This window comes from Actinophytocola algeriensis (assembly GCF_014203735.1).
Taxonomy (GTDB): domain Bacteria; phylum Actinomycetota; class Actinomycetes; order Mycobacteriales; family Pseudonocardiaceae; genus Actinophytocola; species Actinophytocola algeriensis.
In genome coordinates, this window is the sequence record NZ_JACHJQ010000001.1 from 398,090 (window position 1) to 419,419 (window position 21,330).

A 21,330-nucleotide genomic window follows, 5' to 3' on the forward strand; every position below is an offset into this window, starting at 1 on the left:
CTGGCCCACATGAACTGCCTGGGCGGTGGTGGCCGTGTTCGCGTCCGACAGCGTTCGCAGCCCGGTGCGCACCGCAGTCGTGCAGGGCTGTTCGAGCGCGTCGACGAGTTTCTTGATGCCGTGCTTCGCCGCGATCGCCGCGACTGCCGTGATCGGTTCCACGCCGCCGAAATCTAGTCCGTCGGTTCGGGGGCGGACTGGTCCATGAGGTGGACGGTGTTGCCCGCCGGGTCCTGGAAGGTCGCCGACTTCCCGCCGGGGACGTCGATGATCTCGCCGACCCACGTGATGTTCGGGTGCTCGGCGACGAACGCCTCAACGCTGTCGACGGCGAAGAAGCCGCCCGCCCTCCACTCCGGACCGTCGTCGGGTGGGGTGTCCAGCATCAACTCGATCTCGGTGCCCGGCAGGCGGAACGCGGCGGTGGTCTTGCCCTCGCGCCACGACTCGTCCAGGCCCAGTTCGTCGCGGTAGAAGGCGACTGTCGCTTCCAGGTCGGTCACCGGCTGGTACAGGAACATCAGCTTCATACGCCGGACCGTAATTGGATTACGGTCGTGGGTCAATGGGTTACGCTCCACCGTGATGCGAGAATGGGTTCCGGTACCGGGCACCGCGAAGGCCCGGCTGGTGGAGGCGGCCATCCACCACTTCGAGACGGCCGGGTACGACGGCGTGAACGTCACCGAGCTGGCCGCCAAGGCCGACGTCACCACCGGGTCGCTGTACCACCACTTCGAGTCGAAGCTCGGGCTCTACCTCGTGGTGCGTGAGGAGATGGAGCGGCGCGTCGTGGACCGCATGGCCGGGGCGGCCGCCGCGGCCGACAAGCCCGTGAGCGCCGCCTTGCTGGTCGCGTTCGACGCGGCCGTGCACTTCGGGGTCTGCCGGATCCTCGCGGAGCCGTTGCCGGTGCCGCGTGAGGACCCCATCGCGACCACGTTGCGGTCGCTGCTGCCCAAGCGGCTGCGTGCGGCACCCGAGATCTTCGCCGCCTCCTGGCGCGCGGCCCTGCGGGCCGTGGTCGACGGCGTGCCCAGTGCTACGGCACGCGCGTCGCTCAGTTATCTCCTGGACGGCGCTGTTCGATCACCGGCGCGTCGATGACGAACGGGCTGTCATCCGCGGAGTCGTCGCGCACGGGGTTGGCGACGACCTCGCCGTCCACGACGTCGTGGCGGACCACCCGGGTGCGGGCGGCGGCACGGGACAGCAAACGTTTGCGGACGACTGCCCTGGTCGGCGGGAACAGCAGCAGCAACGCGGCCACGTCACTCAGGAACCCGGGAAAGAGCACGAGCGCCGCGGCGACGCCGATCAGCATCCCGTCCGCCATCTCCGGGCTCGGGTCGCGCCGGTTGCGCAGCGCCTCCGAGAACGACGTCAACGTGCGGGTGCCCTGCCTGCGCAACAGCGCCACCCCCGCCATCGACACGGCGATCAGCAGCAGGATCGTCCACAGCGCGCCCACCGCCTGACCCACCGCGATGATCACGGCGAACTCGGCGACGACCGCGATGAGCAGCAGTACGAAGACAGGCATGTCCACTCAACGAACGAACCGCCGGATTCACTCCCGGGCCCTGAGGGCCTCCGTGACCAGCGGGACCTGCAGCGGCAGCCGGGCGAGCATGACCGCGCGCAACAGGGGTTTGCGCCAGAACAGCCGGACCGCCCAGATGTTGGCGGGGAACACCGCGACGAACAGGGCCGCGGCCAGTGAACCGCCAAGGCGCCTGGTGCGTGGTACCGCCAGCAGGCCGGCCACGCCGAGTTCCGCGACCCCCGACGCGTAGGTCCAGAACCGCGGCGGGCCCGGGATGGCGGGCGGGATCACCGAGTCGAACGGTCTCGGAGCCGCGAAGTGCAGCGTGCCGGTCGTCGTGAGCAGTGCCGCCAGCCGCACCGCGGCACGTTTTCCCCGGTTGGAGGCCATGGGCCACTGTAACCGGGCAGATCTTCTACAGAACCTTGACGTTTGAGAGGTGATTTGTAGAGAATGGACGGATGGTGTCCTTCGACACACACCCGGACCGCTATCGGCACTGGTCCCTGCGGGTGGACGGCGAGGTGGCCTGGCTGGTCCTCGACGTCGACGAGCAGGGCGGCCTCACCCCCGGCTACGAGCTGAAGCTCAACTCCTACGACCTCGGCGTCGACATCGAGCTGTACGACGCCACCCAGCGCCTCCGCTTCGAGCACCCCGCCGTCCGCACGGTCGTCGTGACCAGCGGCAAGGACAAGGTCTTCTGCGCGGGCGCCAACATCAGGATGCTCGCCGCCGCCTCCCACGAGTGGAAGGTGAACTTCTGCAAGTTCACCAACGAGACCCGCAACGGCATGGAGGACGCGACCGCCAACTCCGGGCAGACCTACCTGGCCGCGGTCAACGGCTCCTGCGCAGGCGGCGGGTACGAGCTGGCGCTGGCCTGCGACCACATCGTGCTCGTCGATGACAACTCCTCGACCGTCGCGCTGCCCGAGGTCCCGCTGCTCGGCGTGCTGCCCGGCACCGGCGGCCTCACCCGCGTGGTCGACAAGCGCGGCACCCGCAAGGACCTCGCCGACGTGTTCGCCACCCGTGCCGACGGCGTCAAGGGCCGCACCGCCGTCGACTGGAAGCTGGTCGACGAGCTGGCCCCGCCGCGGCGGTTCACCGAGGTCGTCACCGAGCGCGCGAAGGAACTCGCGAAGCGCTCCGCCAGGCCGGACGCCGAGGGGGTCGAGCTGACACCCCTGGTCCGCGACCGGTACGTCACCGCCGAACTCGGTGACGGCACGGTCGACATCACCGTCCACGTCCCCGACGCCGTGGAAGAACGCCGGGACGCCGAGTTCTGGCCGCTGGCCATGACCCGCGAGTTGGACGACCTCATCCTCCGCCTGCGCACGAACGAGCCGGAGCGTGGCGTGTGGCTGTTGCGCACCGAGGGGGACCACGAGGTCGTCCGGGGTTACGAAGCCCTGCTCGACACCAGCGACTGGTTCGCGCGCGAGGTCGTCCACTACTGGAAGCGCACGCTGAAACGTCTCGACGTCACCAGCCGCAGCCTCATCGCGCTCATCGAACCAGGCTCCTGCTTCGCGGGCATGCTCGCCGAGCTGGCGTTCGCGGCCGACCGCCAGTACCTGCTCGACGACCAGGACGCGGGTGCTGCCGGCACGCTCGTGTTGACCGAGGCCAACTTCGGCACCTACCCGATGGGCAACGGGCTCACCCGCCTGGAGTCCCGCTTCTGGGGCGAGAAGTCCCAGGTGGACACACTGCGCAAGCAGGCGGGCACCGTGCTGTTACCGGACGAGTGCAAGGACCTCGGCCTCGTCACCGACGCGCTCGACGACATCGACTGGGCCGACGAGATCCGCATCGTCGTCGAGGGCCGCGCCGCGCTGTCGCCGGACGCGTGCACCGGCATGGAGGCCAACCACCGGTTCGTCGGCCCGGAGACGATCGAGACCAAGATCTTCGGTCGCCTCTCGGCCTGGCAGAACTGGGTTTTCGTCCGCACCAACGCATCCGGTGAGGACGGGGCGCTGCGGCGCTACGGCACCGGCAAGAAGGCGGTATTCGACAGGAGGCGCGTGTGACCACCTCGATCAACTACGAGGACAAGATCCCCAACAACGTCGACCTGTCGTCGGACCGGCGGCTCCAGCGCGCGCTCGAGGGCTGGCAGCCGAAGTTCATGAACTGGTGGGGCGAGATGGGTCCCACGCTGGAGACCCAGGGCGTCTACCTGCGCACCGCGATCAGCGTCGGCCGCGATGGCTGGGCGCACTTCGACCACGTGCACGTGCCCGACTACCGCTGGGGCATCTTCCTCGCCGAGCGCGACCCGGGCCGCACCATCGCGTTCGGCGAGCACATGGGTGAGCCGGCCTGGCAGCAGGTGCCCGGCGAGTACCGCGCCGACCTGCAGCGCCTCATCGTCATCCAGGGCGACACCGAACCCGCGTCGGTGGAACAGCAGAAGCTGCTCGGCCTCACCGCCCCGTCGCTCTACGACCTGCGGAACCTGTTCCAGGTCAACGTGGAGGAGGGCCGCCACCTGTGGGCGATGGTGTACCTCCTGCACGCCTACTTCGGCAAGGAGGGCCGCGAGGAGGCGGAAGGCCTGCTGCTGCGCAACTCCGGCAGCCCCGACTCGCCACGCATCCTCGGCGCGTTCAACGAGGAGACCGCCGACTGGCTGGCGTTCTTCATGTTCACCTACTTCACCGACCGGGACGGCAAGTACCAGCTCGGCACGTTGAAGGAGTCCGCGTTCGACCCGCTGTCGCGCACGTGCGAGTTCATGCTGAAGGAAGAGGCGCACCACATGTTCGTGGGCACCACCGGCGTGGACCGGGTGGTGGAGCGCAGCGCCGCGCTCATCCGCGAGCACGACACCCTCGACATCGCCCCGCGCGGCGGCATCCCGCTCGACATCATCCAGAAGTACATCAACTTCCACTACACGGTGTCGCTCGACCTGTTCGGCAGCGAGACCTCCACCAACGCCGCCAACTACTTCACCGCGGGACTCAAGGGCCGCTGGCAGGAGACGCGCCGCAAGGACGACCACAGGCTCACCGACGACGGCGTGTTCCTGGAGAAGCCCGCCGAGAACGGCACGTGGACGAGCGAGGAGCTGCCCGCGCTGCTCGCGCTCAACCTGGACCTGCGCGGTGAGTACATCGCCGACTGCGAGACCGGCATCAAGCGCTGGAACCGGATCATGGAGAGCGCGGAGCTCAACCACCGCTTCGCGCTGCCGCACCCGGGGTTCAACCGGTCGGTCGGGGTCAGCTCGGGACACCACGTCACCCCGGACGGCACCATCGTCGACGAGGCGACCTGGCAGGCCGCGAAGCACAAGTGGCTGCCCACCAGCGAGGACCTCGCGTTCGTGCGGTCGTTGATGCGACCGGTCTACGAACGGGGCAAAATCGCGAGCTGGGTGGCACCGCCACGCAACGGCATCAACGGCAAGCCGTTCGACTACGAGTACGTCCACCTCGCCTGATCCCGGCCCCCAGAAGGCGGTCAACGATGACAGCTCCCACCACGTTCAACGCCACCGACTGGTTACTCCACCGCCACGTGCGGGACGGCGACGGTGACCGGACCGCTGTCGTGTGCGGCGGGCGGAGCGTCACCTACGAGGAACTGTCCGACGAGACCAGGCGGGTGGCCGCCGGGTTCCGCGCGCTGGGCGCGCGACCGGAGGAACGGGTCATGCTGTGCATGGCCGACGGCGTCGAGCTGCTCACCGGCATCCTCGGCGCCATGCACATGGGTGCCGTGCCGGTGCCCGTGTCGACCATGGTCACCGGCACCGAGCTGGCGAGCGTGCTGATCGACTCCCGCGCCCGGATCCTGTGCGTCTCCACCGAGTTCGCCGACGCCGCGCGCGTCGCGCTCGCCGTCGCCACCGAGGTCACGCAGGTGGTGGTCGACGACCCCGCCGGGGACAGCGACCTGACCGGCGTCTCCTGGTCGGCCCTGCGCACCGCGGGCGAGCGCGGTGAGGCGTATCCGACCTGGGCGGACTCGCCCGCGTTCTGGCTGTACACCTCGGGCACCACCGGCAAGCCGAAGGGCGCCATGCACCGCCACGGCAGCGTCCGGGACGTCGCCGAGCTGTACGGGCAGGGCGTCCTCGGCGTCTCTCCCGGCGACCGGACGCTGTCGGTGCCGAAGCTGTTCTTCGCCTACGGGCTGGGGAACTCGGCGTTCTTCCCGCTGTCCGCCGGGGCCACTGCCGTGCTGGAACGTGCCCGGCCCACCCCGGCCGGGATCGCGGAGCGGGTGCGGGAGACCGCGCCCACGCTGTTCTTCGGCGTGCCGACGTTCTACTCGGCGCTGCTGAACTCCGACATCCCCGACGACACGTTCTCCTCGGTGCGGCAAGGCATCTCGGCCGGTGAGCCGCTGCCGCCGGTGCTGTACCACCGGTTCCGCGAGCGGTTCGGCGTGGAGATCCTCGACGGGCTCGGGTCGACCGAGGCGCTGCACATCTTCCTGTCGAACCGGCCCGGCGCGGTGCACCCCGGTTCGTCCGGCACGCCCGTCGACGGGTACCGCGTGGAGATCCGCGGCGAGCAGGGCGTGCCGATCACCGGGACCGGTGAGCCGGGTGACCTGTACCTGTCCGGCCCGTCGGTCGCGTCCGGGTACTGGTGCCGCACGGAGACCACGCGCGCGGTGTTCCAGGGCGAGTGGCTGCGCACGGGCGACACGTACGTGCGCAACGAGGACGGGACCTACACGTGCCTCGGCCGGTCCAACGACATGCTGAAGGCGGGTGGCATCTGGGTGTCGCCGGCGGAGGTGGAGGAGCGGCTGCTCGAGCACCCTGACGTGGCCGAGGCGGCGGTGGTCGCGGGCCGCGACCGCGACGGGCTCGACAAGCCGGTCGCCTGCGTGGTCCCGGTTTCCGGGCACTCGGTCGACGCCGACGCGCTGGTCACGTGGTGCCGTGCGGGTCTCGCCGCCTACAAGCGGCCCCGTGCCGTGGTGGGCATGGAGGAGTTGCCGAAGACCGCGACCGGCAAGATCCGCAGGAACGTGCTGCGTGCGCTGGTGGCGGACGAGCTGGTGACCCCGGTACCGCCTGCGGAAACGGTGCTGGCTCCGTTGGCGCCGCAGGACCACGTGGGTGGGCGCGCCTGATGCTGGACGGGATGCCGCTGGTCGACGCGCACGTGCACGCGCCGCGCCTCGCCACGCTGAAACCGGCGTGGCGGGAGTGGGCGGTGCGGTTCGCGAGCCGCTACGACTGGCGCGCGGCGTACGACGAGGACGGCGTGCCCGTGCCCGCGCTGTTCGACGCGTTGTTCGAACGCGAGGGCGTGGACCGGGCGCTGCTGTTCTGCGAGTACAGCCCGCGCGCGACCGGTATCCAGTCCATTGAGGACAACCTGCCGCTGGTCGAGCACAACCCGGTGCGGTTCCGCCTGGTGGCGAACGTGAACCCGCACCTGCACCACCCGCTCGCCGCCGAGGTGGAACGGCAGCTCGACCTCGGCGCGGTCGCGCTGAAGATCCACCCGGTGCACGGCGCGTTCGACCCCGGCGACAAGGAGCTGTACGCCGCGTACCACGTGTGCGCCGACCGCGGCGTGCCCGTGATCGTCCACACGGGATCGTCGACGTTCCCCGGTGCCAGGGCCAGGTTCGGCGATCCCGCGCTCATGCTGGACCCGGTCGACGACTTCCCCGGGGTGAACTTCGTGTTCGCGCACGGCGGCCGCGGCTGGTGGTACGACACGGCGGCGTTCCTCGCGCAGTCCAAGCCCAACGTGTGGCTCGACCTCGCGGGGCTGCCACCCGCGAAGCTGCCGGAGTACTACGCGCGGTTCGACCTGCCCCGGCTCGCGTCCCGGATGGTCTTCGGCACCGACTGGCCGGGCATCCCCGGTGTGGCACACAACGCCCGTGCGCTCGCCGCGCTCGGGTGGTCGGGGGAGGTGCTTCGCGGCGTGCTGTCGGGGAACGCCGCGAAGCTCTTCCCCGGCCTGAACATCTGACGCACAGGACGCGCCCAGCGCCAGGTGGAGTTCCGACCTCAGCGGGCCAGCACGAGGTAGGCCAGGCCGAACACGCCTCGGTAGGCGGTCAGGTACTCGCGTTCCCTGGCGTCATCCCGTGCCTTGACCTCCTCGGCGCGCGGGTCGTCCGGGTTCGCCAGCAGCCACTCCCGGTGCCCGGCCCGGTGGCCGGACTCGAACTCGTCCCACTCGTGCTGGTCGGCGGTGCTCAGGTGCAGCACCTGCCAGCCGGTCTCGCCGCAGGCCGCGACGAGGTCGGCGAGCGGCAGGATGTCGTCACCGAAGACGGCGTGGGCCGCCTCGGTCGGCGGGCGTTCCCAGCAGCCGTCGCCGACCAGGACCCGGCCGCGCGGCACGACCTCCGCGAGTGCGGCGAGCATGGCGTGGCTGCCGCCGAACGCGTGCGACGCGCCGATGCACAGCGCCCGGTCCGCGGTGCCGTGCCAGTCGGCGGCCGCCCGCTCGACGAACTTCACGTCCAGGTCCCGGACGAGAGCTGCTCGCCGCCCGCGGTCGAGACCGGCCGGGTCGGTGTCGACCCCGACGGCCTTCGCCACCCCCCGTGCGGCCGCCCGCAGCAACAGCTCACCCCAGCCGCACCCGAGGTCGACGATGCTCGTCGCCGTGGGGAGGTCGAGGTGGTCCAGCAGTTCGGCCGCGTGGGCGTCGCTCAGCGGGGTGTTCCAGCGGAGCTTGGCGTACCGCGCGGCGGCGAGCATGTCGGTCACTTCAGGTAGACCCTTTCCTGGGTGATGGGGTAGCCGGCCTTGGCGAAGTTGGCCGCCATCGGCGTGTTGGTCGAGTCGGTCTCGGCGACGATCTCCTCGACGCCCTCCTCGACCAGCATGTGCGTGGCCTCCACGAGCAGGTCGAAGGCGTAGCCGTGCCCGCGCTGCTCGGGCACCACACCGATGATGCCGATGACCGGGTTCGAGTAGTTCCGGCCGGGCACGGTCAGTCCGACGACCTCACCGTCCGGTGTGTACGCGAGCCGCCACCACTCCCTCGGCGACGGCATCCAGTTGAGGAACGCCAGCTCGTCACGGGCGGCCGCGTCGACGCCGTCCTGGTCACGGGTGCGTTTCTCGTGCGCGTCGAGCGAGCCGACGACGATGCGCCGGAGCACGTCGAGGATCCGCTCGTCGTCCGGCTCCGGCCGGAACTCCAGCCGTCCCGGCCGCGGTGGCAGCCCGTCCTCGGGGGTCCACCGGTAGCGCAGCCGCTCGACGAACGGTGTCATGCCCGCCCGCTGTGCCACGTCGACGCGTGCCTCGGCGGCCGCGCGGACGTCGGGATGGTCCCGCCATCCCGGCGGCACGAGCAGGCAGTACTCGACGGCGAAACCCGCTTCCTTCAGCAGGTCGACGGCCGTGTCGTCCTCGCCGTCGGCGAAGTCGAGCCAGTCCAGCGCGACCGGTGCGGTGTCCTCCGGCCCGCCCCACCAGGCGGCCCGCGCGACCACGGTGCCGTCGCGCAGCGCGACCCACGTCCACTCGGGGCGGTACTGGTGCAGCGTCACCAGCTCGCGGTAGTCGCGGCCGACGCTCTGGAAGCCGACGAGTGCCGGGTCTTCGAGGGAGAGGAAGAGGTGCTCTTCACCCGCGGTGAGCGGGCGCAGTTCCAACATGTGTGTCCTTACGGGTGAGCTGTGCTCCCCCGCGCGGACGCCCGGAACGCGAGGTGGGAGCACGTGAACGTCGTTGCGATCAAGGCCCTCACCTCCCTTCGTCCGTTGGGCGTGGCTACAGGTAACCACGCGGGTCAAGTTCTTTTCCGGATTGCCAGGTAGAGCGGTAGGCCGATGGGGGAGAGCAGCACGGTGAGGACGAGCAGCGGGCCCATGAGGAGCGGGTGCACGCGGCGTGCGCGGCTGTCGAGGTACATCCAGCGGCCGACGAACAGGTCCCACGCGATGATCTGCGCCCAGACGGCGGTGACGGCGGCGGGATCGGCGAGCAGGCCGGTGAACCCGGTGAGGCTGGGGCTCGTCACCACCGTCCACAGTGGCCCCACGACGGGTGCCGCGGCGACAGCCCAGACGATGAGGACCGGGGACACCAGCCACGGCGTGCCCACGATCCTGGCGGTCCACGACCAGGTCGGCGCGAAGATCATGAGCGCCCAGAACGGCGCGGCGGCATAGAACGCGAGATCGAAGAGCAGGCTCATGCGACAGCCATCTCCTTCTTGATGAGGGCGGCCCGCACCCCACCCGCGGTGCAGGCGACGAGCACCCCGAACGCGGCGGCGGTCCACCCGTCCGGGCTGGTGAGCGGCTGGCCCCGCAGTGCCTGCCAGGTGACGAGCGCGGTGAGCCCCGCGTAGGCGAGGCCGCCGACGACGACGAGGCGGGTCCTGGCACCGGGGTTCAGGCCGGTTCGGGCCAGCAGGACCGCGAGCAACGGGAGTGCCTGGAGGGCGTGGATGCCGACGAAGTGCGGGATGCGCAGGTCACCGCCGGTGGTGCTCCAGCCGGTGACCGGCATGCCGGGCCCGCCGTCCGGCACCCCGACGCTGTGCGCGCCGACCCGGTCCGGCGACAGCCCGTGGTCGAGCGCCGCGAGCTGGTCCGGGGTGGCCCCGGTCATGAGGAACGCGAGCCCGATCCCCGCCGACCCGAGCCCGATCCCGAAGCGCAGCGCCCAGGTGAGGGTCCGGTCCGGAACCCGCTCCCGGAGCAGCACGACGCCCTGGACCATCCCGAGCACCCAGACCACGCTGATCGCGACGCCCATGACCGTGAACAGGGCGGTGTCGAGGCTGGTCGCGGCGTTGAAGTGACTGGCGCGCCCCCGGACGACCTGCCCGACGATCACGATCATCTCGACACCCAGGAGCACGGCGGTCAGCGTGCCGCCCCACCACATCAGACGGCGGGGTCTCCGCTGCAGGGAGAGCAGCCAGGACCAGGTCAGCGCGTACACCATCAGGGAGACCGAGAAACGCCGCAACCGTCGGCTTCATCCCCTTCGGCGACGTCGACCAGGACTTGAACGGCTTGAGCCAGATCGGCTCGCCGGTCATGGTCCGGTCGTCGAGAAGCAGGCCGGTCGCGGAGACGAGCGTGGTGACGAGCATCAGCGCGCTGAAGCCGAGCAGCGGTCGGTGGGTCATGTGGATAGTTTAAGTATCGATACTGAGACTACCCACAGCTTCGCTCCGTGCTGCGAGCCGTGCCGTCGGCGACCAGCGCCCTTCCCGCGGCCGGTGCCTCTCCAACAGCCACGTCTGTTCCCGCCACCCCGAGTAGGGCGACGCGATGCCGAAGCGCGGTCCAGCCATCGCCGTGTGGCCGGGCTCGGGGTACGCCCAAGCCCGGCCGCTCACGCGGCGTCCGGTTCCGGGGCAAGCTCCGGGCTTGTTCAGTTGTCGTCGGCTCCTTGGCCGGGTCCTCCTTCCGTGCTCGGGCGCGGACAGGTGTGCGAGCTTGGCCGCGTGGCGGGCCGCCAGCCCGTGGCGGCGGCGTGCCTCGAACGCGGCGCGTCCGGCGGCTCGGGCCGCGCGTCTGGCGCGTAGCTCGTCTGACCGGGCGGCGGCGGTCATGGCGCCGCCGCCCGGTCACGGGATGAACGTGGGCTGGTCCACGGCCCATAACCAGTAGCCGTCGGGCTGGCGGTGGGCGATTTCGACCGTGACGGCGCCGTTCGGTAGATCTGTCGCGGTCAGGGCCAGGTCGCCGCTCACCAGCGGTGGGCGTTGGCGGCCAGGGGACAGCGCGGGCGCGGACGCCACGAAATCCCGGTACACAGCACGGATTTCGTCGTGGCCCGTCGCTATCGTGCCCTCCGGGAAGGCCAGCACCGCGTTGCGCTCGTACAGGGCCACCAAGCCCTCCACATCGCCCGCGTTCGCGCGTTCCACGAAGTACCTGCCAAGGTCGTTGGGGTCCGTGGCCCCCGGGGTGACTGCCATGCGCGCACCTTGCCACCGGGCACCGACAATTCCCGGTGGTCGTCCACAGGGCACCCGGCTACTCGGCCGCCAGTTCCGACCAGCGTTCCTGCGCGGGCCCCCGCCACCGCACGTGCAGGTCGTTGAACAGAGCCGTCGCCGTCGTTCCGGTCCACTTCGGAGGCAGCAGCGCCGCGGGCAGTTGCGGGTCCAGGAACGGGAACCGGCGCCACTCGTGCACCAGCATGGCCTGCGCCCGCAGCACCTCGTCGGGTGTCGCGGGCGACAGGTCGCGGAACTCGTCGATGAACCGCTGGTAGCGGGCACCGACGTCGGCGAGGTCCCACGCGCTCGTCACCATCGACCGTTCCGACCCCAGCGCGCCGTAGCCTGCCAGGAACGACATGGCCTGCGACGACAGGTCCAGCTCGTCGAGGATGAGCTTCGCGTCCGCTTCCGCCGCCGGGTGCGGGGTGATCCACACCCCGGCCGTCGGGGTGCCGAAGCCCGCCCAGCTGAGCCTGGTCCGCAGCTTGTGCCGCAGGTCGCGCATCGACTCCGGCACCGAGACCAGGACCACCAGCCACTGCCCGTCCCACTCGCGGGAGCCGCTGCCGAAGCCGTAGATCCTGGACGCGCCCTCCGCGAGCAACCGCCTGCCAGGCTCGGTCAGCGTCCAGCGCACCCGTCTGCCGACGCGGTCGGAACGCAGCCAGCCCTCCGCGGCCGTGCGGGCCAGTGCCTGGCGGGCCGCCTTCTCCTCGACGTCGAACAACGCGAGCACGTCCACCAGCGTCGACGTCCACACGGGCGCCGCCGACGGCAGCACGTACTCACCGAGCAGCGTCGTCAGAAGTGAGCGTGCGCTGCCGCCGCTGACCTCCCGGCGCCGGCTGACCACCGGACCAGCCATGGATGCTCCCCACATCAGAACAGTGTCGGTGGAAGATATCCCTCCAACGTCAGCAGGCGACGTTTCGACTCGACACCGGTGCCGCCGCTGAACCCGCCGAGACCGTCACCCGCGACCACCCGGTGGCACGGCACGACGATCGGGATCGGGTTGCTCCCCATGATCGACCCGATGCCGCGCGGCGGAATGCCGGAACCGCTGCGTGTCGCCAGCTCCCCGTACGTCACGACCTCGCCGTAGCCCACCGTCGAGTACAGCGTGCCGAGCACCCGCCGCTGCGCTTCGGACATCAGCCGCCAGTCCACCTCGATGTCGAAGTTCCGCAGCTCACCGGAGAAGTACTTCGACAGCTGGGTGCGAATCCCGTCCGTCCGCTCGGGGGCCGGTTCCTCCGCGAGCCCCAGCCGCGCGGAGATCGCGGCTCTGATGTGCGGCGAGTCCGAGAAGGCGGTGGCCACCAGGCCGTCGGTGGTGACCGCCGCCAACACGTCACCGAGTTCTGTCGGCACACTGCCGAACGCGACCGTGCCAGTGCTGTCCGCCATCCGGCCATTATGCGCACGTCGCGCCGGGATTCGCTGCCCCCTCCCTGCGTGTTCGCCGATTCCGGGGCGGGCCGCCCGCGCTGCTGGCACCATGCCCGCATGGCAAGCAAGATCGGCATTCCGATCGCGGTCGCCTGCGCGGTCGTCGCCGTCGGTGCGGTGCTCGGCGGGATCATCGTGTTCGCGGACGACGGGAACGAGTCCGGCGGTGGCCGGGCGGCGGGCCCCGCGCCGACCACGCGGTTGAGCCTGGCGGCACCGGATCCGTCCGGTACGGAACCGGTATCGGACAACCCTTATCCGCGGGTGCCGTCCGAGCAGGTGGACGGCAACCTGTCCGGCGAGGCGCGCACCGCGGGCCGGCACGTCTACATACCGGTGCAGGACAACGACTGCTGGCGGGAACAGGTGTGGCCGCTCGCCGAGCACGCCGACCGGGTGGCCGTCGAGATCCGGACGCTGCCCTTCCCGCCGCCGTCCGGCGCGACCCTCGACGCCGACGGCGGCTTCGGCTGTATGGCGTACGGCAGTCTGGACGGACCCCACGCCGTGGTCGAGCTGGCCGAGCCGCTGGGTGACCGGCGGCTCGTGGTGACGTACGACTACGGCACTCAGCCGAGCTGAGGTCCCGAAAGACGCTTCGGGGCGTTCAGTGTCCTAAAGCGTCTTTCAGGGCATCGCCGAGTGGCCTGAGGACCCGGCAAACGTTGGTGGACAACAGCACTAAGCCGACTGTTCCGAGTGCCCGAGCCGGGGGAACGGCGAGGTGGAGAACACCACCTCCACCGCCACCCCGAAGTACTCCGCGATCCGCAGCGCGAGGAACAGCGACGGGCTGTACTCGCCGCGCTCCAGGTAACCGATCGTCTGGTAGTGGACGCCGAGCGCCTCCGCCAGCTGCCGGCGCGACACCCCGCGTTCGACGCGGAGCATCGCGATCCGGTTGTAGATCGTCTCGTTGGTCGTGCTCTTGCCTGTCATGTCACCCGCTGCATGGCCTTCTCCCGGCGCTCGGCGACGCTCGAGCCGGACTCGCGGCGTGCCATCCTGCGCAACACCATAGGGGCCACGATCAGCCCGGCCGCCGCCCACGCGCCGAGCACACCCAGCATCTCCAGGTGCCGCCACGACTCGCCGATCTCCACCGCGGACAGCCCGTCCGGCAGCATCGCCGAGCGCATGCCCAGGCCCAGCCAGTAGATCGGGAACACCTGCGCGAGGCCCTGCACCCACTCCGGCATCGCGCTGATCGGGTAGAAGATGCCGGAGATCGCGACCAGCCCCATGACCGGCAGCATGATGATCCCGGTGTTGCGCGTGTTGGAGAACATCGAGCCGGCGACCGCACCCAGCGGTAGGGTCGCGACCAGCCCGAGCGCCATCACCCAGATCAGGGTGAACCAGTCGATCGTGATGCCGTCCAGCATGAACAGGCTCGGGATCAGCACAATCGACTGGGCGACCACGGTCATCCCGGACACCGTCACGATCTTGCCGATCAGGTAGCCGAGCATGCCGTTCGGGATCGCTTTGGCCCGCAACAGCGTGCCGTCCTCGCGTTCCACGGCCAGCTGCATCATCAGCGTGACGAGCCCACCGAACGCGATGCCCATGCCGATCACGCTCGGCAGCGTGCGCGAGCCGAGCGAGAACGTCGTGCCCGGCACGGTCGAGTCGCGCATGAAGAACATGACGATCAGGAAGACCATCGACGGGAAGATGTAGTTCCACAGGTCCTGGCCGTTGGTCAGCGTCTGCCGCACCTCGGCGCGGCCCCGCGCGAGGCCTGCCCGCACCGCCGCCGTCGTGGAAGTCATCGGGTCACCACCTCGAACTCGCGCACCGCGGCCTCCTGCCTGCCCGACTCGAACTGCTGCACCATCGCCATGTAGGTGTCCTCGAGGCTGGCGCGGCGCACCTCCAGGTCGGCGAGCTTGTCGTCGTGCTGTGCGAACAGCTGCCGCACGAACTCGGTCGCGTCGCTCGTCGAGTGCACGAACCGCTGCCCGTCGACCGTCCACTTGACCTCGGCCTCGGTCGACATCCGCCGGGCCAGCTCGTCGGCGGACCCGTCGGCGATGATCGTGCCGCCCGCGAGGATCAGGATCCGGTCGGCCAGCTTCTCGGCCTCGTCCAGGTCGTGCGTGGTCAGCAGGATCGTCGTCGCGGCGTCGGCCAGCTGGTGCACGAGGTCGTGGAACTCGCGGCGCGCCTCCGGGTCGAACCCGGCGGTCGGCTCATCGAGGAACAGCAGCTCCGGTCGCCCGACGATCCCGATCGCGACATCCAGCCTGCGGCGCTGCCCGCCGGAGAGCCGCGAGATCTTCTTGTCCGCGTGCTCGGTGAGCCCGACCGCGGCGACCAGCTCGTCGGCGTCCCACGGCCGCGTGATGTGGTCCGTGCTGTACGGCGCGTAGTAGAGCCCCAGGTGCTGCAGCAACTCGCGGACCTTCCACTTGCCGTGGTCCCGCCAGGACTGCAGCACGACCCCCAGTCGTGCCCGCCAGTTCTCGTCCCCGTGCGCCGGGTCGACGCCCAGCACGCTCACGTCCCCCGCCGAGCGCATCCGGAACCCCTCGAGAATCTCGATGGTCGTCGTCTTGCCGGCCCCGTTCGGGCCCAGCAACGCGACCACCTCACCCGGATGAGCGGTGAAGTTCACCCCAGTCAGCACGTCCTTCGTGCCGTACCGCATCCGCAAGTCACGGACGTCGAGCACGTTCCCCTCCGGCGCAGGCTTCGTCCCCCTCGCCTGCGTCTCCGCGTGATCAACCACGGCCACGGTCCACCTCCTGTCGTTCTTCTGCTCCGAAAGATAGCAGGAGTACTACATCTGAAGGTAGGTGTTATCCGATCTGTTCAGTATCTGGATCAGCGGCGGGACTGGGCGCGCAGCGTGATCAGGGTGGTGAGGTCCTCGCCGAGGGGCTCCTCGATCGGCAGCAGCCAGTTCTCGTCCGCGCCGCGCAGGCGTACGGCGTGGCCGGGTGGTACCTCGATGCTGGTCCCGGTGCTGGCCTGCCACGTGGTGGCGGTGCCGACGGGCTCGAGCCGGGCCTCGGACAGCTCGGCCCACAGGATCTCCTTGCGCACCTTGCCTTTCCCGGCACCGAGGCGGTCCAGCACCAGGCGGTCGCGCTGGACACGGAGGCGGGCGGGCGAGTCCGGCACCTGGTACGGGACCTCCAGCTCCGACGGCACCAGGTCCAGCGCGATCGGCTGGCTCAGGCGCCACAGGACCAGCCTGCCCATCAGGTAGTTGAGCCACACGAGCCCGGCGCCGAGTGCGAGGTTCGGCAGGAACGACCCGCCGGACCCCATGACCGAACCGAGCAGCACACCCGGCGCGAGCGCGAACACCGCGAGCCACAGGCACGTCTTCGGCCACATCGCGAACATCGTCCTGCGGACCAGGAACACCAGCAGCACCAACCCCGGGAGGATCGCCGCGTAGCCCACGCGGCCGATGGCGTCGCGGAACTCGGCGCCGAACGTCGGGTCCGGGGCGCCGAAGCCGGCGAACGTCTCGCCGAACGACACGCTCGCCCACGCCGACATGGCCACCTGGCCGAGGAGTGGCACCAGCGTGGCGAGCAGCAGGAACGGCGCGGCCAGGCACCACCGCGCGACCAGGCCCGGGCCGGCGGGCAGCGGTGCCATGTCGTCGGTGACCGCCAGCTCGGCGCGGGTGCGCGGGGTGTCGCGGCGCTTCTCGGCGCGGCGCCACACCCACAGACCACCCGCGCCGATGCTGCCGAAGAACAGCGCGCCGAACAGGTAGCCGATCATGCCGCCGATGCCCCGGCTGTCGACGCCCATCGCGTCGCCGACCGCCGGGACCACAGCGCCGACCGCCATCGCCAGCCCGACCAGCCCCAGCACACCGCACAGACCGATCGGGATCAGCAGTACCCCCGAGCTGGTCCGTTCCTCACCTCTGACCATCGCAAGCCCCCTCTTCCCGGCGGGAAGGTTAGTGCTGTGTCCACTTGCGTTGGCCGGGGTGGGTCCTTGCCGGACGGGCTTTGCCTCCGGCGGCTCCTCGCCGGAGGGGCAGGTCTCCGGGATGGCCTCGGGTTGGCAACGGGGTTGGTTTGGCAGGGACTCTTTTCGGTGGTCTGGGGCTTGCGCCCCCGGCGCCCCCGGCGTCTCCCGCACCCTCACGACATCCCGTCATGCCGCGAAAGGCGCTTTTACGGCGTTGGCCATGCTGGGAAAGGCGCTTTCAGGGCACTCAACGCCCTCAACGCGCCTTTTCACAGCACCGGTGATGTCCTGAACGCGCCTTTCACGGCATACCAGCCCCACCCCGGGTACGGCGATCACCGTCGGCTTGGCCGAACCCGCCGCAGGACCCGGCAGGCGTCGGTGGACACAGCACTGGCGGGCCGCGGTTACTCCGAGGCCGGGCCGGTGAACTCCGCCCGTCGCTTGTCGCGGATCGCGGCGACGCCCTCGTGCACGTCCGGGCCCGCGAAGCCCATGAACTCCAGGCCGAGCGACGTGTCGAAGATCGGGCCCGCCTGCCGCAGCCAGTTGTTCAGCGCGTACTTGGTCCAGCGGATCGCCGACTGCGAGCCGTGTGCCAGGCGCGCAGCGACCTTGCGGGCGCGGTCGTGCAGTTCCTCCTGCGGCACGCACAGCGAGACCAGCCCGATCCGCTCGGCCTCCTCGCCGGACACCGGGTCGCACGTCAGCAGGTGGTACTTGGCCTTCGCCATGCCGCACAGCAGCGGCCACACGATCGCCGCGTGGTCACCGGCCGCGACGCCGAGGCGGGTGTGGCCGTCCATGATCCGGGCGTCGGTGGCCGCGATCGACACGTCCGCCAGCAGACCGACGACCAGACCAGCACCCACCGCGGGGCCCTCGATGGCGGACACGATCGGCTTCGAGCAGTTGATCACGTTGTAGACGAGGTCGCGGGCCTCGCGGAGCACGCGGATCCGCACCTCGAAGTCGCTTGCCATGTCGCTGACCAGGTCGAGGTCGCCGCCAGAGGAGAACACGCCGCCCTCGCCGCGGATGATGGCGACGCGGACGTCCGGGTCGCGGTCGATCGCGAGCCAGACCTCGGCCAGCTCGCGATGGCCCTCGTGGCCGACCGCGTTGAGCCTGCCGGGCGCGGACATGGACACCTCGAGCACCCCGGGGCCGACCTCACTGCCGAGGTCGGCGAACCGCAGTGTCGGGAACTGTGTGGAGTAGTCGTGCACCCCACATGCCTACTCGATCGCACCGCCGAGGAGCCAGTAACCCGAGAAGTACACGTCGGACTTGTCGAGCCCGCGCTCCCGCACGAGGTGCCGCCGCAGCTCCACCACCGCGCTCGACTCGCCGGCCAGCCACGCGTACGGGCGGCCGGCCGGGAACGCCGTGCGCGCGATCGCGTCCCGCAGCACCCCGCCGCCCGCGGGTGCGTCACCGCGGCACAGCCACGTCACGTGCGCACCGGCCGGGCAGTCCAGCGGCCGCATCTCCCGCGCGGAGCACACCTCCAGGAACACCAGCGCGTGCCGGTCGGCGGGCATGGCGGACAGGATCGCGGCGATCGCGGGCAGCGCCGTCTCGTCCCCCGCCAGCAGCGTCCAGTCGGTGCTCTCGTCCGGTTTGTACTCGTAACCGAGGATCGGCGAGTGCCGCACGTCCGGCCCGAGGATCGTGAGCCGGTCACCCGGCTGCGCCTTGCCCGCCCAGCGGGACGCGGGGCCGAGGTCGCCGTGCAGCACGAAGTCCACGTCCACCTCGTGCCGCTCGGGACGCAGCGCGCTGATCGTGAACGTGCGCATCGGCGGCCGGATGTCGTCGGGCAGCGCGCGGTACTCGGGGAACCAGTCCTCGCCCTCCGGCACGATCGGCTCGCTCTGGCCGGGCAGCGGGAAGAACAGTTTGATCCGCTGGTCGTTGCCCGCGGTGGTGCACAGGGCCAGGTCGGGGCCCGCGAACGTCACCCGCAGCATCGCCGGGCTGATCCGTTCGGTCCGCACCACTTCGACGCGGAACATGCTGTACGGCTGGACCGCCGTTTCGGTGACCGTCATCGCGTGCTCACCAGCTGCGCGGGGACCTGCGTGACGATCGAGTCGAGGATCTGGCCGGCCCGCACCGCGGTGGTCGACAGCAGCGACGACGAGATGCCGTGCGAGTGCTCGGTGCTGCCCTGCAGGTACAGACCGGCCCGCAGCTCGCCGTCGGTGTGCACGCGGTAGTCCCGGGCCACGGCGGGCCTGCCCGCCTCGTCGCGGTGGCAGAGCGCCGAGAGGTCGCCGAGCAGGCCGAGTGGGTCGCCCGGCCGGTAGCCGGTGGCGTACACGACGATGTCGCAGTCCAGCACGGTCTTCTCGTGCGTGGTCAGCGACTCGACCGTGGTGCGCACGCCGTCGCCGGACTCGACCGACTCCACCACGCGCGACACGTTGAACAGCCGCAGCCGCTCGGTGCCGAGCACCTTCTCCTGGTAGACCCGCCGGTACAGCTCCTCGATCAGGTCGGTGTCGACGACCGAGTAGTTCGTGTTGGCGTGGTAGTCCATGATCAACTGCTTGACCTCGGGCGGTGCCGAGTAGAAGTGGTCCACGGCCTCGGGGTCGAACACGCGGTTGGCGAACGGGCTGTCGTCCGACGGGCTGTAGCCGTAGCGCGAGAACACGCCGCAGACCTCGGCGTGCGGGAAGTTGTCGTGCAGGTACTTGGTGACCTCGGCCGCGCTCTGGCCCGCGCCGACGACGACGAAGCGGACGGGTGGCGCGTCGCCGGTGGGCCTGCGCAGCGACTCGACGCGGTCGAGCAGGTCCCGGTTGTGCCACACGCGGTCCGACAGCACTACGCCCTCGGGCAGGTGCGGGGTGAGGCCAACGCCGAAGACGAGGTTGCGGGCCCGGAAGGTGGTCGTGGTGCCGTCGGCGCGGCGGGCGGTGATGTCGAGCAGTTCGACCGCGCCCGCGGTGTTGGCGGGCGTGACCTGGACGACCTCGTGGCCGTAGCGCACCACGTCGGTGAACCGGGTCGCCGCCCACTCCAGGTAGTCGTGGAACTCGACGCGCAGCGGGAACAGGGACTTCTGGTTGATGAAGTCGACGAGCCGGTCGGCGCTGTGCAGGTAGGACAGGAAGCTGAAGTCGCTGGTGGGGTTCCGCAGCGTGACGAGGTCCTTGAGGAACGAGACCTGCATCGTGGCGTCGTCGATGAGCATGCCGCGGTGCCAGCCGAAGCGGGGTTGCCGCTCGAGGAACAGGCTCCGCACGGGGTGGGTGTCCTGCTGCGCGTTGTGTTCGGTGACCGCGATCGCGAGAGCGAGGTTGGCGGGTCCGAAGCCGATGCCGACCACGTCATAGACGTCCGGCTGCTCGGCGAGTTCCTCTGGCATTACCGTCCTCTCCTCGACTTAGAGGTAAGGCTAACCTAACGCGATGGGGTAAGGATAGCCTCGCTTCACTTGACGGAGATCACTGAGAACAGGGAGTAGTCATGCGCGTGGCGTTGTTCGGGTACCAGACCTGGGGACACCGCACACTGGAGGCGTTGCTCTCCTCGGAGCACGAGGTGGTGCTGGCGGTGACGCACCCGGCGAGCGATCACGCGTACGAGTCCATCTGGAGCGACTCGGTGGCGGATCTCGCCGCGGCGCACGGGGTTCCGGTCGTGGTGCGCAACCGGCCGGACGAGGAGGTCGTGCGCGCGCTGAAGGAAGCCGAGCCGGACATCATCGTCGCGAACAACTGGCGCACCTGGATTCCGCCGCACATCTTCAACTTCCCGGCCAAGGGGACGTTGAACGTGCACGACTCGCTGCTGCCCGCGTACGCGGGTTTCGCGCCGGTGATCTGGGCCCTCATCAACGGCGAGTCCGAGGTCGGCGTGACCGCGCACCTGATGGACGAGGACCTCGACGCGGGCGACATCGTGCTGCAGCGGTCGGTTCCGGTCGGCCCGGCCGACACGGCGACGGACCTGTTCCACCGCACGGTCGACCTGATCGGCCCGATCGTGGTGGACGCCCTGGCCCGCATCGCCCGCGGCGACACGGATTTCGCGAAGCAGGACCCGTCGAAGGCGTCCTTCTTCCACAAGCGGTCCATTGAGGACAGCCGCATCGACTGGACGTGGTCGGCGGCGGAGCTGGAGCGGTTCGTGCGCGCGCAGTCGGACCCGTACCCGAACGCGTTCACCTACCACGGCTCGACGCGCCTGCGAGTGCTCTCGGCGGCGGTGTCCGCCGGGCGGTACGGCGGCACGCCGGGCCGGATCTTCATCAAGGAGGGCGACGGCGTGGTGATCGTCGCGGGCGCCGACGCGCGTTACGGGCGCAACCACGGGCTGCTGCTGCGCCGCCTGCGCCTGGACGACGGCACCGAACTCGCGGCGACGGAGTACTTCCGCGCCATGGGCGGCTACCTGCGCGGGTTCCCCCAGGCCTAGCACCAGAACCAACCGATGCCGTGAAAGGCG

At 70.3% G+C, this 21,330-nt stretch carries 24 protein-coding genes; 7 read left to right on the forward strand and 17 right to left on the reverse strand.

Features of this window, described 5'->3' with window-relative positions; translation table 11 throughout:
• Positions 1–173: 173 nt before the first annotated feature.
• Entirely contained in the window at positions 174–530 is a 357-nt protein-coding gene (locus FHR82_RS01875; RefSeq protein ID WP_184808457.1) for a VOC family protein, read from the reverse strand.
• Between the two features lie 55 nt (positions 531–585).
• Between FHR82_RS01875 and FHR82_RS01880 the strand changes: the two genes are divergently transcribed.
• Positions 586–1,107: a TetR/AcrR family transcriptional regulator gene (locus FHR82_RS01880; RefSeq protein WP_184808458.1), complete on the forward strand. Its 522-nt coding sequence runs from the start codon at positions 586–588 to the stop codon at positions 1,105–1,107.
• Here the strand turns inward: FHR82_RS01880 and FHR82_RS01885 are convergent.
• Positions 1,061–1,543, reverse strand: coding sequence for an FxsA family protein (locus tag FHR82_RS01885; protein ID WP_184808459.1), 483 nt, complete (start codon positions 1,541–1,543; stop codon positions 1,061–1,063). The genes FHR82_RS01880 and FHR82_RS01885 overlap by 47 nt on opposite strands.
• A gap of 27 nt (positions 1,544–1,570) precedes the next feature.
• Positions 1,571–1,936 carry a DoxX family protein gene (locus tag FHR82_RS01890; RefSeq protein ID WP_184808460.1) on the reverse strand — a complete coding sequence of 122 codons (366 nt, stop codon included), beginning with the start codon at positions 1,934–1,936 and terminating at the stop codon, positions 1,571–1,573.
• Between the two features lie 71 nt (positions 1,937–2,007).
• Here FHR82_RS01890 and boxC point away from each other — a divergent pair, with 71 nt between their 5' ends.
• Genes boxC through FHR82_RS01910 form a run of 4 tightly spaced genes read left to right on the forward strand, consistent with a single transcriptional unit; the run spans position 2,008 to position 7,512 of the window.
• Positions 2,008–3,588 (forward strand): 2,3-epoxybenzoyl-CoA dihydrolase, encoded by a 1,581-nt coding sequence (gene boxC, locus FHR82_RS01895; RefSeq protein WP_184808461.1) that lies wholly within the window; start codon positions 2,008–2,010, stop codon positions 3,586–3,588.
• On the forward strand, positions 3,585–5,006 hold the full coding sequence (gene boxB / locus FHR82_RS01900) for a benzoyl-CoA 2,3-epoxidase subunit BoxB (RefSeq protein WP_184808462.1): 1,422 nt from the start codon (positions 3,585–3,587) through the stop codon (positions 5,004–5,006). Before boxC ends, boxB begins: the two co-directional genes overlap by 4 nt.
• A gap of 26 nt (positions 5,007–5,032) precedes the next feature.
• Entirely contained in the window at positions 5,033–6,655 is a 1,623-nt protein-coding gene (locus tag FHR82_RS01905; RefSeq protein WP_184808463.1) for a benzoate-CoA ligase family protein, read from the forward strand.
• Positions 6,655–7,512, forward strand: coding sequence for an amidohydrolase family protein (locus tag FHR82_RS01910; protein WP_184808464.1), 858 nt, complete (start codon positions 6,655–6,657; stop codon positions 7,510–7,512). Before FHR82_RS01905 ends, FHR82_RS01910 begins: the two co-directional genes overlap by 1 nt.
• Positions 7,513–7,550: 38 nt before the next feature.
• Here the strand turns inward: FHR82_RS01910 and FHR82_RS01915 are convergent, their stop codons facing one another.
• The 7 genes from FHR82_RS01915 to FHR82_RS01945 all read right to left on the reverse strand — a co-directional run bounded on the left by FHR82_RS01915 (position 7,551) and on the right by FHR82_RS01945 (position 12,882).
• Entirely contained in the window at positions 7,551–8,252 is a 702-nt protein-coding gene (locus FHR82_RS01915; protein ID WP_184809250.1) for an SAM-dependent methyltransferase, read from the reverse strand.
• A 5-nt stretch (positions 8,253–8,257) separates the two neighbouring features.
• Positions 8,258–9,160 (reverse strand): GNAT family N-acetyltransferase, encoded by a 903-nt coding sequence (locus tag FHR82_RS01920; RefSeq protein WP_184808465.1) that lies wholly within the window; start codon positions 9,158–9,160, stop codon positions 8,258–8,260.
• Between the two features lie 134 nt (positions 9,161–9,294).
• Positions 9,295–9,702 (reverse strand): ABA4-like family protein, encoded by a 408-nt coding sequence (locus FHR82_RS01925; protein ID WP_184808466.1) that lies wholly within the window; start codon positions 9,700–9,702, stop codon positions 9,295–9,297.
• Positions 9,699–10,460, reverse strand: a complete 762-nt coding sequence (locus FHR82_RS01930) for a hypothetical protein (RefSeq protein WP_225943976.1) — start codon at positions 10,458–10,460, stop codon at positions 9,699–9,701. Before FHR82_RS01930 ends, FHR82_RS01925 begins: the two co-directional genes overlap by 4 nt.
• A gap of 631 nt (positions 10,461–11,091) precedes the next feature.
• A complete protein-coding gene (locus FHR82_RS01935) occupies positions 11,092–11,445 on the reverse strand; it encodes a YybH family protein (protein WP_184808467.1) in 354 nt (117 codons plus the stop codon).
• Between the two features lie 58 nt (positions 11,446–11,503).
• The gene (locus FHR82_RS01940) at positions 11,504–12,337 is read right to left on the reverse strand and encodes a PaaX family transcriptional regulator (protein ID WP_221463259.1); all 834 of its coding nucleotides are present in this window, start codon (positions 12,335–12,337) and stop codon (positions 11,504–11,506) included.
• Between the two features lie 14 nt (positions 12,338–12,351).
• Positions 12,352–12,882 carry a methylated-DNA--[protein]-cysteine S-methyltransferase gene (locus tag FHR82_RS01945; protein ID WP_184808469.1) on the reverse strand — a complete coding sequence of 177 codons (531 nt, stop codon included), beginning with the start codon at positions 12,880–12,882 and terminating at the stop codon, positions 12,352–12,354.
• Positions 12,883–12,981: 99 nt separating this feature from the next.
• On the opposite strand from FHR82_RS01945, the gene FHR82_RS01950 reads away from it, so the two are divergent.
• The gene (locus FHR82_RS01950; RefSeq protein ID WP_184808470.1) at positions 12,982–13,506 is read left to right on the forward strand and encodes a hypothetical protein; all 525 of its coding nucleotides are present in this window, start codon (positions 12,982–12,984) and stop codon (positions 13,504–13,506) included.
• A gap of 99 nt (positions 13,507–13,605) precedes the next feature.
• Here the strand turns inward: FHR82_RS01950 and FHR82_RS01955 are convergent, their stop codons facing one another.
• The 7 genes from FHR82_RS01955 to FHR82_RS01985 all read right to left on the reverse strand — a co-directional run bounded on the left by FHR82_RS01955 (position 13,606) and on the right by FHR82_RS01985 (position 20,248).
• Positions 13,606–13,863 carry a helix-turn-helix transcriptional regulator gene (locus FHR82_RS01955; protein WP_184808471.1) on the reverse strand — a complete coding sequence of 86 codons (258 nt, stop codon included), beginning with the start codon at positions 13,861–13,863 and terminating at the stop codon, positions 13,606–13,608.
• On the reverse strand, positions 13,860–14,699 hold the full coding sequence (locus FHR82_RS01960; protein WP_184808472.1) for an ABC transporter permease: 840 nt from the start codon (positions 14,697–14,699) through the stop codon (positions 13,860–13,862). Before FHR82_RS01960 ends, FHR82_RS01955 begins: the two co-directional genes overlap by 4 nt.
• Positions 14,696–15,577, reverse strand: coding sequence for an ABC transporter ATP-binding protein (locus tag FHR82_RS01965; RefSeq protein WP_184809251.1), 882 nt, complete (start codon positions 15,575–15,577; stop codon positions 14,696–14,698). Before FHR82_RS01965 ends, FHR82_RS01960 begins: the two co-directional genes overlap by 4 nt.
• A 176-nt stretch (positions 15,578–15,753) precedes the next feature.
• Entirely contained in the window at positions 15,754–16,827 is a 1,074-nt protein-coding gene (locus FHR82_RS01970) for a hypothetical protein (protein ID WP_184808473.1), read from the reverse strand.
• A 449-nt stretch (positions 16,828–17,276) separates the two neighbouring features.
• Positions 17,277–18,098 carry an enoyl-CoA hydratase/isomerase family protein gene (locus FHR82_RS01975; protein ID WP_311770824.1) on the reverse strand — a complete coding sequence of 274 codons (822 nt, stop codon included), beginning with the start codon at positions 18,096–18,098 and terminating at the stop codon, positions 17,277–17,279.
• Between the two features lie 9 nt (positions 18,099–18,107).
• Positions 18,108–18,923 (reverse strand): siderophore-interacting protein, encoded by an 816-nt coding sequence (locus tag FHR82_RS01980; RefSeq protein WP_221463260.1) that lies wholly within the window; start codon positions 18,921–18,923, stop codon positions 18,108–18,110.
• Positions 18,920–20,248, reverse strand: coding sequence for a lysine N(6)-hydroxylase/L-ornithine N(5)-oxygenase family protein (locus FHR82_RS01985; protein WP_184808474.1), 1,329 nt, complete (start codon positions 20,246–20,248; stop codon positions 18,920–18,922). Before FHR82_RS01985 ends, FHR82_RS01980 begins: the two co-directional genes overlap by 4 nt.
• 101 nt (positions 20,249–20,349) lie before the next feature.
• On the opposite strand from FHR82_RS01985, the gene FHR82_RS01990 reads away from it, so the two are divergent.
• Entirely contained in the window at positions 20,350–21,300 is a 951-nt protein-coding gene (locus tag FHR82_RS01990) for a methionyl-tRNA formyltransferase (protein WP_184808475.1), read from the forward strand.
• The last annotated feature ends 30 nt before the right edge of the window (positions 21,301–21,330 follow it).

What these genes read in the sequence shown, in the direction of transcription:
- FHR82_RS01875 (WP_184808457.1), bottom strand. Translation starts at nt 530, where the DNA reads ATGAAGCTGATGTTCCTGTACCAGCCGGTGACCGACCTGGAAGCGACA.
- FHR82_RS01880 (WP_184808458.1), top strand. Translation starts at nt 586, where the DNA reads ATGCGAGAATGGGTTCCGGTACCGGGCACCGCGAAGGCCCGGCTGGTG.
- FHR82_RS01885 (WP_184808459.1), bottom strand. Translation starts at nt 1,543, where the DNA reads ATGCCTGTCTTCGTACTGCTGCTCATCGCGGTCGTCGCCGAGTTCGCC.
- FHR82_RS01890 (WP_184808460.1), bottom strand. Translation starts at nt 1,936, where the DNA reads ATGGCCTCCAACCGGGGAAAACGTGCCGCGGTGCGGCTGGCGGCACTG.
- boxC (WP_184808461.1), top strand. Translation starts at nt 2,008, where the DNA reads ATGGTGTCCTTCGACACACACCCGGACCGCTATCGGCACTGGTCCCTG.
- FHR82_RS01905 (WP_184808463.1), top strand. Translation starts at nt 5,033, where the DNA reads ATGACAGCTCCCACCACGTTCAACGCCACCGACTGGTTACTCCACCGC.
- FHR82_RS01910 (WP_184808464.1), top strand. Translation starts at nt 6,655, where the DNA reads ATGCTGGACGGGATGCCGCTGGTCGACGCGCACGTGCACGCGCCGCGC.
- FHR82_RS01915 (WP_184809250.1), bottom strand. Translation starts at nt 8,252, where the DNA reads ATGCTCGCCGCCGCGCGGTACGCCAAGCTCCGCTGGAACACCCCGCTG.
- FHR82_RS01920 (WP_184808465.1), bottom strand. Translation starts at nt 9,160, where the DNA reads ATGTTGGAACTGCGCCCGCTCACCGCGGGTGAAGAGCACCTCTTCCTC.
- FHR82_RS01925 (WP_184808466.1), bottom strand. Translation starts at nt 9,702, where the DNA reads ATGAGCCTGCTCTTCGATCTCGCGTTCTATGCCGCCGCGCCGTTCTGG.
- FHR82_RS01930 (WP_225943976.1), bottom strand. Translation starts at nt 10,460, where the DNA reads ATGGTGTACGCGCTGACCTGGTCCTGGCTGCTCTCCCTGCAGCGGAGA.
- FHR82_RS01935 (WP_184808467.1), bottom strand. Translation starts at nt 11,445, where the DNA reads ATGGCAGTCACCCCGGGGGCCACGGACCCCAACGACCTTGGCAGGTAC.
- FHR82_RS01940 (WP_221463259.1), bottom strand. Translation starts at nt 12,337, where the DNA reads ATGGCTGGTCCGGTGGTCAGCCGGCGCCGGGAGGTCAGCGGCGGCAGC.
- FHR82_RS01945 (WP_184808469.1), bottom strand. Translation starts at nt 12,882, where the DNA reads ATGGCGGACAGCACTGGCACGGTCGCGTTCGGCAGTGTGCCGACAGAA.
- FHR82_RS01950 (WP_184808470.1), top strand. Translation starts at nt 12,982, where the DNA reads ATGGCAAGCAAGATCGGCATTCCGATCGCGGTCGCCTGCGCGGTCGTC.
- FHR82_RS01955 (WP_184808471.1), bottom strand. Translation starts at nt 13,863, where the DNA reads ATGACAGGCAAGAGCACGACCAACGAGACGATCTACAACCGGATCGCG.
- FHR82_RS01960 (WP_184808472.1), bottom strand. Translation starts at nt 14,699, where the DNA reads ATGACTTCCACGACGGCGGCGGTGCGGGCAGGCCTCGCGCGGGGCCGC.
- FHR82_RS01965 (WP_184809251.1), bottom strand. Translation starts at nt 15,577, where the DNA reads ATGCGGTACGGCACGAAGGACGTGCTGACTGGGGTGAACTTCACCGCT.
- FHR82_RS01970 (WP_184808473.1), bottom strand. Translation starts at nt 16,827, where the DNA reads ATGGTCAGAGGTGAGGAACGGACCAGCTCGGGGGTACTGCTGATCCCG.
- FHR82_RS01980 (WP_221463260.1), bottom strand. Translation starts at nt 18,923, where the DNA reads ATGACGGTCACCGAAACGGCGGTCCAGCCGTACAGCATGTTCCGCGTC.
- FHR82_RS01985 (WP_184808474.1), bottom strand. Translation starts at nt 20,248, where the DNA reads ATGCCAGAGGAACTCGCCGAGCAGCCGGACGTCTATGACGTGGTCGGC.
- FHR82_RS01990 (WP_184808475.1), top strand. Translation starts at nt 20,350, where the DNA reads ATGCGCGTGGCGTTGTTCGGGTACCAGACCTGGGGACACCGCACACTG.